The sequence below is a fragment of the Vallitalea maricola genome, from assembly GCF_036985595.1.
In the GTDB taxonomy this organism is placed as follows: Bacteria; Bacillota; Clostridia; order Lachnospirales; family Vallitaleaceae; genus Vallitalea; species Vallitalea maricola.
The window spans coordinates 60,418-68,726 of record NZ_BTPU01000007.1; the positions used below are offsets into that span (position 1 = coordinate 60,418).

The window sequence follows — 8,309 nt, forward strand, 5'->3', positions numbered from 1 at the left end:
GGAAAGAGCCTTTATTATTTTAGTGTTTTTTTCCTTGTCCTGTGTTGACTAGATATTTATAGTAAGGTATAATACCATAAGGATAATACCAATGAATATGAATTAAAATTTGGTAAATTTTGACTCATATCATAGAAATGAGTGATTAAAATGGTAAAAAGTATGACAGGCTTTGGTAGAGGAGAATATGTATCTAATGATAGAAAAATGACAGTTGAAATCAAATCTGTTAATCATAGATATTGTGATATTAATGTTAGAATGCCAAAGAAAATAAGCTTTCTAGAAAATAATATTAGAAACTTTGTCAAGAAAAAGGTATCTAGAGGAAAGGTCGATATATTCATTTCTTATGAAGATAATTCTGAAGGGAATGAATGTATAAAGCTTAATGAAGATTTGATAGGACAATACCTAAAGTACTTTGATATCATCAGTGAGAAATTTGAACTTGATAACGATATAAAAGTATCTAATATCACTAGATATCCTGAAGTCATAACTATAGAAGAACAGGATGTTGATGAAGAGCTATTATGGAATCTAATGGAGAAGGCATTGACAATAGCTATAGAAAAGCTTATTTCTACTAGAACAACAGAAGGCGAATTATTGAAAAAAGATATAATACAGAAGCTTGACACTATCAATAATTTAGTTTCCAATATCAAAACTAGAGCACCATATGTTATTGAAGAGTACAAAGTTAAATTGGAAAATAGAATAAATGATTTATTGAATAGTACTATTGATGAAGCAAGGCTTGCTGTAGAAGTTGCTATATTTGCTGATAAATGTTGTGTGGATGAAGAAATTGTTAGACTAGAGAGCCATATTGAACATATGAGACGTACTTTAGATAAAGATATTCCTATTGGTAGGAAACTTGATTTCCTTTTACAAGAAATGAATAGGGAATCAAATACGATTTTATCAAAATCAAATGATATTGAAGTTTCTACTAATGGATTAGAACTTAAAACAGAAATAGAAAAAATCCGTGAACAAATCCAAAATATTGAATAAGTATTCTATGTTATGTTGAATTAAATTACCTAATCATATAAAATATTTAATTCAGTATATATAGTAAGGGAGATTAAAATAATGATTCAAATGGTTAATATTGGTTTTGGAAATATTATATCTGCTAATAGAATTATTGCAATTATCAGTCCGGAATCAGCACCCATAAAAAGAGTTATCCAAAATGGCAGGGATGATGGGAAATTAATAGATGCAACATATGGCAGAAAAACCAGAGCTGTTATTATAATGGATAGTGGTCATGTTATATTATCTGCTATTCTACCAGAGACAGTAGGACAAAGACTTATAAAAGATAATTCGGATTTAATTGAAGAGGATAAAAAAAATATGCTATAGCATATATAGAACCAAAATAAATTACAAAAAACATAATTAAAGGTGATTAGATGAATAAAAAGGGTATACTCATAATTATATCAGGTTTTTCAGGCGCTGGAAAAGGTTCTGTAGTTAAAGAACTTTTATCAAAAGGAGATTATATTCTTTCAATATCTTCTACAACTAGAGCACCACGAGAATATGAGGAACATGGAAGAGAGTATTTTTTTGATACTAGAGATGACTTTGAAAGCATGATAGATAATAATGAACTTATAGAGTGGGCATCCTATTGCGATAACTATTATGGTACACCTAGAAAATTTGTAGAAAATAATCTTGAGCAAGGTAAAAATGTGATTCTTGAGATTGAGATGCAGGGAGCTCTTGATGTCAAAGCGCAATATGACGATGCAGTATTAATATTCATAACAGCACCAAGTGCAGCTGAATTAAAAGCAAGACTAGAAAAAAGAGGAACAGAAAGTTCTGATATCATTAACAAAAGGCTTAAGAGATCATATGAAGAAGTAGAAGTTATCAATAAATATGATTATATAGTTGTTAACGATGATTTGCAAAAATGTGCAAAAGACATTAATTCAATTATTAATGCAGAGCATAAAAGAGCTTATAGAAGTGGTGAACTAAAAGATAGATTAAAAGATGAATTTGCAGAGCTTTTGAAAGGAGAGATATAGATGTTACATCCATCTTACACAGATTTAATGACAACAATCAATGACAGAATGAGTAGTGATGAAGAAAAACTAAAAAGCAGATACTCAATCGTTATTGCTTCAGCAAAGAGAGCTAGAGAGATTATTGGAGGGGACGAAGTATTATCAAGTAATAATTATACTAAACCCTTATCAAATGCAGTAAATGAACTATATGAAGGCAAAATTGATATAGTATCACATGATATAGTTGAGGATGACCAATAAATAAGGGGGATACCCCCTTTTTTTATGCACTTATAAAGATTTTTTATTCTATATAAAAGTTCTCTTTTAAGAAAGCTATTACATTGTTATATGGTTATTCATATGTTATAATAAGAAAATAATGGTATGTGATTGTTTGATATATAAACCTAATTAAATAATTGCTGTAGAGCAAGTAATTCTATTGGTTTTACATAAAAGGAAGATTATATGAATAAATATGCAGATATTATTGTTGATATATCTCATTCGAAGTTAGATAGAGTATTTCAATATCATGTTCCTGGTAACCTGACAAATAAGATTGTAATTGGAACTGTTGTTGATATACCTTTTGGTAAAGGAAATAAAAATTTGAAAGGATATGTTATAGGGTTTACTGATAAACCTAATTTTGACGTGGATAAGATTAAAGACATTACAGGTGTAGCGTCAATGAACATGTCCATAGAAGCTCATCTAATCAAATTAGCTGTTTGGATGAAAGAACGATATGCATGCACCATAATATCAGCTCTTAGAACATTAATTCCAATAGGTAAAAAGGTTAATGAAAAGACACAAAAAGAAATTATTAGAATAATAGATGTTGACGAGTTAGAATCATATATAAAGATGTGGGATAAAAAAAATTATAAGGCTTTAAGTAGAGCTGGAAACTACTTGCTTGCTTGTGATAAATGTAAGCAAAGTGCGATAATTAAAAAAACTGATGTATCTCCTGCAGTAATTTTGAACTTAGAGAAAAAAGGAATCATAAAAATTAATTCAGAACGTATTTATAGAGAACCGTATAATGTTAATAATATAAAAAGAAGTAAAAACAAACTACCTAATATGGAGCAGCAAAAAGTTATTAACAAGGTATTGAGTAATCTGAATAAGGAGAGTCAGGTATATTTAATTCATGGTATTACAGGTAGTGGAAAAACAGAAGTTTACATGCAAATAATAGAAAAAGTTCTTGAGAAAGGGCAACAGGCTATAGTACTGATACCAGAAATAGCTTTAACGCCTCAAACAGTTAGAAATTTCATATCAAGATTTGGTAATCAGGTAGGTGTAATGCATAGTAAGTTATCAGCTGGTGAAAAATATGATGGTTGGAGAAGAGCAAGAGACGGTGATATATCTATTATGATAGGTCCTAGATCTGCGGTTTTCACTCCGTTTAAAAATCTTGGCATGATAATTATTGATGAAGAACACGAAATGAGTTATAAGTCAGAGGTATCACCCAAATATCACGCTAGAGAAGTAGCCATTAAAAGAGGTGAGATGACTGGTGCTGATGTTGTACTTGGCTCGGCTACTCCATCTCTGGAATCATATCATTTAGCTAAAGAAGGTAAATATACTTTATTGGAATTAAAAGAAAAAGCAGCTTCAACTAATAAGTTGGATGTTAGGGTCATTGATATGCGTGAAGAATTGATTAATGGAAATAAATCAATATTCAGTGATACTCTAAGAAATGAAATACAGAATAAATTATTCAATAAAGAACAAATCATTTTGTTTTTAAATAGAAGAGGTTATTCAAGGTTTGTATCTTGTAGACAGTGCGGGTATGTAATTAAATGTGATAGTTGTGATATACCATATACATATCATGCTTTTGGTGATAAACTCATATGTCATTATTGTGGTAAAACAATTAATATGGTAAGTAAATGTCCTTCATGCAATTCCAAGTACATTAAGCAATTTGGAATAGGGACTGAGAAAGTAGAATCTTATGTTAGGAAAGAGTTTCCTACAGCAAGGGTCTTAAGAATGGACCTTGATACGACTGCAAGAAAAAATAGTTATGATACAATATTAGGGAAGTTTAGAAATGGTGAGGCAGATATACTTATAGGTACTCAGATGGTTGCAAAAGGCCATGATTTTCCTGATGTTACACTAGTTGGTGTAATAGCAGCTGATTTATCTCTTTATATGAGTGATTTTAGAGCTTCGGAGAGAACCTTTCAATTATTGACACAGGTTACAGGCAGAGCAGGTAGAAGTAATCTACAGGGAACAGCTATAATCCAATCCTATACTCCAGAACATTATAGTATAACAAAGTCAAAGGAACAAGATTACATTGGATTTTATGAAGCTGAGATTAAGTATAGGCAAGTAATGAATTATCCGCCATTCTCCAATTTGTTAGCGTTGTTAATTCAATCCACTAATTCAAAAGAACTAATTAAAAGCTCTTTTGAATTAAAAAATGATATATTATTAGTTGCATCCAGATTGGGGCTTGAAGTAATTGGTCCATCACCAGCTAATGTATCTAAAATAAAAAATAATTATAGAAGAGTAATTTTGTTAAGAAGTAATGGATATAAGGAGTTGATGCAATTCATTATTAGATATATGGAAAGACTTAGTATTAAATACAAAGATATTTCAATACAAATGGATATTAACCCATTGATTTCGTATTAGATAAATAATGTAACTGAAAAAATTTATTAAAAAGTTAAAAGGAGTGTTCTTATAATGGCTTTAAGACAAATAAGAATTGAAGGCGACGAGATTTTAAGGAAAAACTGTAAAGAGATTAAAGAAATCACAGAAAATGTAAAAGTATTAGCTGCAGATATGATAGAAACTATGAAAAGCGCTAATGGAGTTGGTCTAGCTGGACCCCAAGTAGGGATTTTAAAACAAATAGTGGTTATTGATATTGGAGAAGGTCCAATGGTTCTAATTAACCCTAAGATTGTTAAAACAAAAGGTGAACAAATAAATCCAGAAGGCTGTTTAAGTATTCCAGGAAAATCTGGAGAAGTTAAAAGACCTGAATATGTTAAAGTAGAAGCATTGAATTTAGATGGAGATAAGATTGTTGTTGAAGGAAGAGAGTTATTGGCTGTAGCATTATGTCATGAAACAGACCATCTTAAAGGCAGATTATTTATTGATATAGCAGAAAATATAGTACAAGATTAAAAAGAAGGTGAGAATTTGAAAGTAGTATTTATGGGAACTCCTGATTTTTCAGTACCTACTTTACAGGAGTTAATCAATTCTGAACATGAAGTAGTTGCAGTTGTCACTAAACCAGATAAACCAAAAGGAAGAGGTAATAAAGTTCTTTTTACACCTATAAAAGAAGTAGCTATAAGCAATAACATAGATGTTTATCAGCCACAAAAATTAAGTGAAAAAGACTTTACCCAAGCTATGGAACATATTAATCCAGATGTTATAGTTGTTATAGCTTTTGGTAAAATATTACCTAAGCGAATACTTGATCTACCTAAGTATGGCTGTATTAATGTTCATGCTTCCTTATTACCTAAATATAGAGGTGCAGGACCTATTCAATGGTCTATAATCAACGGTGAAGCTGAAACTGGAATAACAACTATGTATATGGATGTTGGACTAGATACAGGTGATATGCTTTTAAAAGAAGCTGTTAAAATAGAAGATACAGATACAGGTGGTTCATTACATGATAAATTATCGAATATTGGTGCAAAATTATTGATTAAAACTTTAAAAGAAGTACAAAATAATACTATAATTAGAGTAAAACAAAATTCAGATGAATCAACATATGCACCTATGCTTGAAAAAAGTTTGGGAAATATTAACTGGGAGAACGAAGCATATAAGATAGAATTGCTTATTAGAGGTTTGAATCCATGGCCTAGTGCTTATACTTATCTAGGTAACAAGATACTTAAGATATGGGCAGGTAAAGTAATAGACGATTCATATGACGGTAAACCTGGAGAGATTGTTGATATTCTGAAAGATGGATTTATTGTAAAATGTGGAAAACAATGCATACTGATTAAAGAAGTACAGTTGCAAGGTAAAAAAAGAATGTCAGCTGACGCTTTTTTGAGAGGGTATAAGCTAGAAGTAGGAGAAATTCTAGGAAGGAGATGATAGTATGAGGGGAATTGGCACATATGGTCTTTTTTATGACCCTACATTCATTATATTGGTACCTGCTATGCTTTTGTCTTTATATGCTCAATCAAAGGTAGCATCTACATTTAAAAAATATTCTGGCTATAGAAATTCAAGAGGGTATACAGGTAAGGATGTTGCTGAAATGATATTGAGGCAAGCAGGAATCTATGATGTAAGAGTAGAGCATGTGAGAGGTAGATTAACTGATCACTACGACCCAAGATCAAAAGTATTAAAATTATCAGATGCAGTATATAATAATCAATCTATTGCTGCAGTTGGCGTTGCGGCACATGAATGTGGTCATGCCATCCAACATAATACAGGATATACTTTTTTGAAGATAAGACATGCAATTTTCCCTGTTGTCAATATATCATCAAAACTAGCTTTTCCTATAATATTAGTTGGTTTAATTGCAAATATATTTTTCCTGAAATTAGGTATTATATTATTTGCAGCTGTAGTATTGTTTCAATTGGTTACTTTACCAGTTGAATTCAATGCTTCCAATCGTGCAATAGGGATACTTGAGTCCAATGCTTATCTTTCTTATGAAGAGATAGTACCAGCGAAAAAAGTTCTATCGGCAGCAGCTCTCACTTATGTTGCGGCTGCGGCAGCTTCAATATCTAGTTTATTAAGATTACTGCTAATAGCTGGTAGAAGAAATGACTAAAAAGATGAGTTCGTCGGGGGTAGATATGACAAAAGTTAGTAATGATAAGGTAAACAAGATTAATGCTAGAAATGTAGCGTTAGAGATTATCACAAGTATATTCGAAGATAAAGCATACACTAATATTGCTATTGATAAGTATTTCAAGAATCATAATGATATATCAAAGATAGATAGAGCTTTCATCACTAGAATCGTGGAAGGTACAGTTGAACATGTAATAACTATAGATTATATAATCAATAAATTTTCTAAGACAAAAACTAACAAAATGAAAAAAATCATATTGTATATTTTAAGATTATCAGTTTATCAGATAAAATACATGGATAAAGTACCAGTATCAGCTGTCTGTAATGAAGCTGTCAAGTTAGCTAAGAAAAGAAAATTTAATAGTCTATCTGGATTTGTGAATGGTGTATTAAGGAATATAGCACGAAATATAGATTCTATACAATATCCTGATGAAAAGGATGAACCAGTTAGATATCTATCCATCGTGTATTCTTTTCCAATGTGGATTGTTGAATTATGGTTGGAACATTATGATTATGAAACCGTTAAAAATATGTGTATCAATAGTAATAAAACTGCTAAAACCAATATTAGATGTAATTTAACAAAGACTAATCCAGAAGAGTTAAAGAAGCAATTACAGGATTCTAATGTAAATGTGGAAGAAGGGAAGCTTCTTAATTATGCTTTGAAGATTAGTAATTATAACAGTATTAGAGGTTTGGAAGCTTTTAACCAGGGTAAATTTACAGTACAGGATGAAAGTTCTATGTTAGTGGCTCAGTTGGCAAACCCAAAAGAGGATAGCTTAGTCATTGATGTATGTGCTGCACCAGGAGGGAAAACAACTCATTTTGCAGAAAAGATGAATAATACTGGAAGGGTTGTTTCTAGAGATATTTATCCTAAGAAATTACAGTTGATAGATGAAAATGTAAAAAGATTACAGTTGAATAATGTTGATATAAAAGAGTATAATGCATTAGAGATTGATAGTTCAATGATAGAAAAGGCTGATATAGTAATAGCAGATGTACCATGTTCAGGACTTGGAATAATAAGAAAGAAACCTGATATTAAATATAATGTAGAAAGAAAAGATATAGATGATTTGATTGACATTCAAAGGAATATATTAAAAGTTGTTTGCAAATATGTAAAAACAGGTGGTATACTTATGTATAGCACATGTACTGTTAATCCAGAAGAAAACATAAAGAATGTTAAGTGGTTCACTGATAATTTCCCTTTTGAATTAGTTGATTTTGAGGATAATTTACCTAATACAATCAATAATAATAACAAGGGGTATATTCAATTATTACCTGGATTTTATGACACAGATGGTTTCTTCTTAGCTTAGCTATGAAGAA

The 8,309-nt window shown here is 30.6% G+C and carries 9 protein-coding genes; all 9 read left to right on the top strand.

Annotation, left to right across the window (positions count from 1 at the left end):
* Nucleotides 1-150 precede the first annotated feature (150 nt).
* The 9 genes from AACQ14_RS02790 (at nt 151) to rsmB (ending at nt 8,299) form a co-directional block, all read left to right on the top strand.
* Nucleotides 151-1,026, top strand: a complete 876-nt coding sequence (locus AACQ14_RS02790) for a YicC/YloC family endoribonuclease (RefSeq protein WP_339362039.1) — start codon at nt 151-153, stop codon at nt 1,024-1,026.
* An 81-nt stretch (nt 1,027-1,107) separates the two neighbouring features.
* Nucleotides 1,108-1,386, top strand: coding sequence for an extracellular matrix/biofilm regulator RemA (remA, locus tag AACQ14_RS02795; protein ID WP_408647977.1), 279 nt, complete (start codon nt 1,108-1,110; stop codon nt 1,384-1,386).
* A gap of 50 nt (nt 1,387-1,436) precedes the next feature.
* Nucleotides 1,437-2,069 (top strand): guanylate kinase, encoded by a 633-nt coding sequence (gmk, locus tag AACQ14_RS02800; protein WP_339362040.1) that lies wholly within the window; start codon nt 1,437-1,439, stop codon nt 2,067-2,069.
* A complete protein-coding gene (rpoZ, locus tag AACQ14_RS02805; protein ID WP_339362041.1) occupies nt 2,070-2,315 on the top strand; it encodes a DNA-directed RNA polymerase subunit omega in 246 nt (81 codons plus the stop codon).
* Between the two features lie 210 nt (nt 2,316-2,525).
* Complete coding sequence (priA, locus tag AACQ14_RS02810) at nt 2,526-4,757, top strand: primosomal protein N' (protein WP_339362042.1); 2,232 nt, start codon at nt 2,526-2,528, stop codon at nt 4,755-4,757.
* A gap of 54 nt (nt 4,758-4,811) precedes the next feature.
* On the top strand, nt 4,812-5,264 hold the full coding sequence (gene def / locus AACQ14_RS02815) for a peptide deformylase (protein WP_339362043.1): 453 nt from the start codon (nt 4,812-4,814) through the stop codon (nt 5,262-5,264).
* A gap of 15 nt (nt 5,265-5,279) precedes the next feature.
* Entirely contained in the window at nt 5,280-6,215 is a 936-nt protein-coding gene (fmt, locus tag AACQ14_RS02820; RefSeq protein WP_339362045.1) for a methionyl-tRNA formyltransferase, read from the top strand.
* 4 nt (nt 6,216-6,219) lie between these two features.
* Entirely contained in the window at nt 6,220-6,921 is a 702-nt protein-coding gene (locus tag AACQ14_RS02825) for a zinc metallopeptidase (RefSeq protein WP_339362046.1), read from the top strand.
* The gene (gene rsmB, locus AACQ14_RS02830) at nt 6,914-8,299 is read left to right on the top strand and encodes a 16S rRNA (cytosine(967)-C(5))-methyltransferase RsmB (protein ID WP_339362047.1); all 1,386 of its coding nucleotides are present in this window, start codon (nt 6,914-6,916) and stop codon (nt 8,297-8,299) included. Before AACQ14_RS02825 ends, rsmB begins: the two co-directional genes overlap by 8 nt.
* The last annotated feature ends 10 nt before the right edge of the window (nt 8,300-8,309 follow it).

Coding starts and splice junctions, on each gene's coding strand:
- AACQ14_RS02790 (WP_339362039.1), top strand. CDS start 151: ATGGTAAAAAGTATGACAGGCTTTGGTAGAGGAGAATATGTATCTAAT.
- remA (WP_408647977.1), top strand. CDS start 1,108: ATGATTCAAATGGTTAATATTGGTTTTGGAAATATTATATCTGCTAAT.
- gmk (WP_339362040.1), top strand. CDS start 1,437: ATGAATAAAAAGGGTATACTCATAATTATATCAGGTTTTTCAGGCGCT.
- rpoZ (WP_339362041.1), top strand. CDS start 2,070: ATGTTACATCCATCTTACACAGATTTAATGACAACAATCAATGACAGA.
- priA (WP_339362042.1), top strand. CDS start 2,526: ATGAATAAATATGCAGATATTATTGTTGATATATCTCATTCGAAGTTA.
- def (WP_339362043.1), top strand. CDS start 4,812: ATGGCTTTAAGACAAATAAGAATTGAAGGCGACGAGATTTTAAGGAAA.
- AACQ14_RS02825 (WP_339362046.1), top strand. CDS start 6,220: ATGAGGGGAATTGGCACATATGGTCTTTTTTATGACCCTACATTCATT.
- rsmB (WP_339362047.1), top strand. CDS start 6,914: ATGACTAAAAAGATGAGTTCGTCGGGGGTAGATATGACAAAAGTTAGT.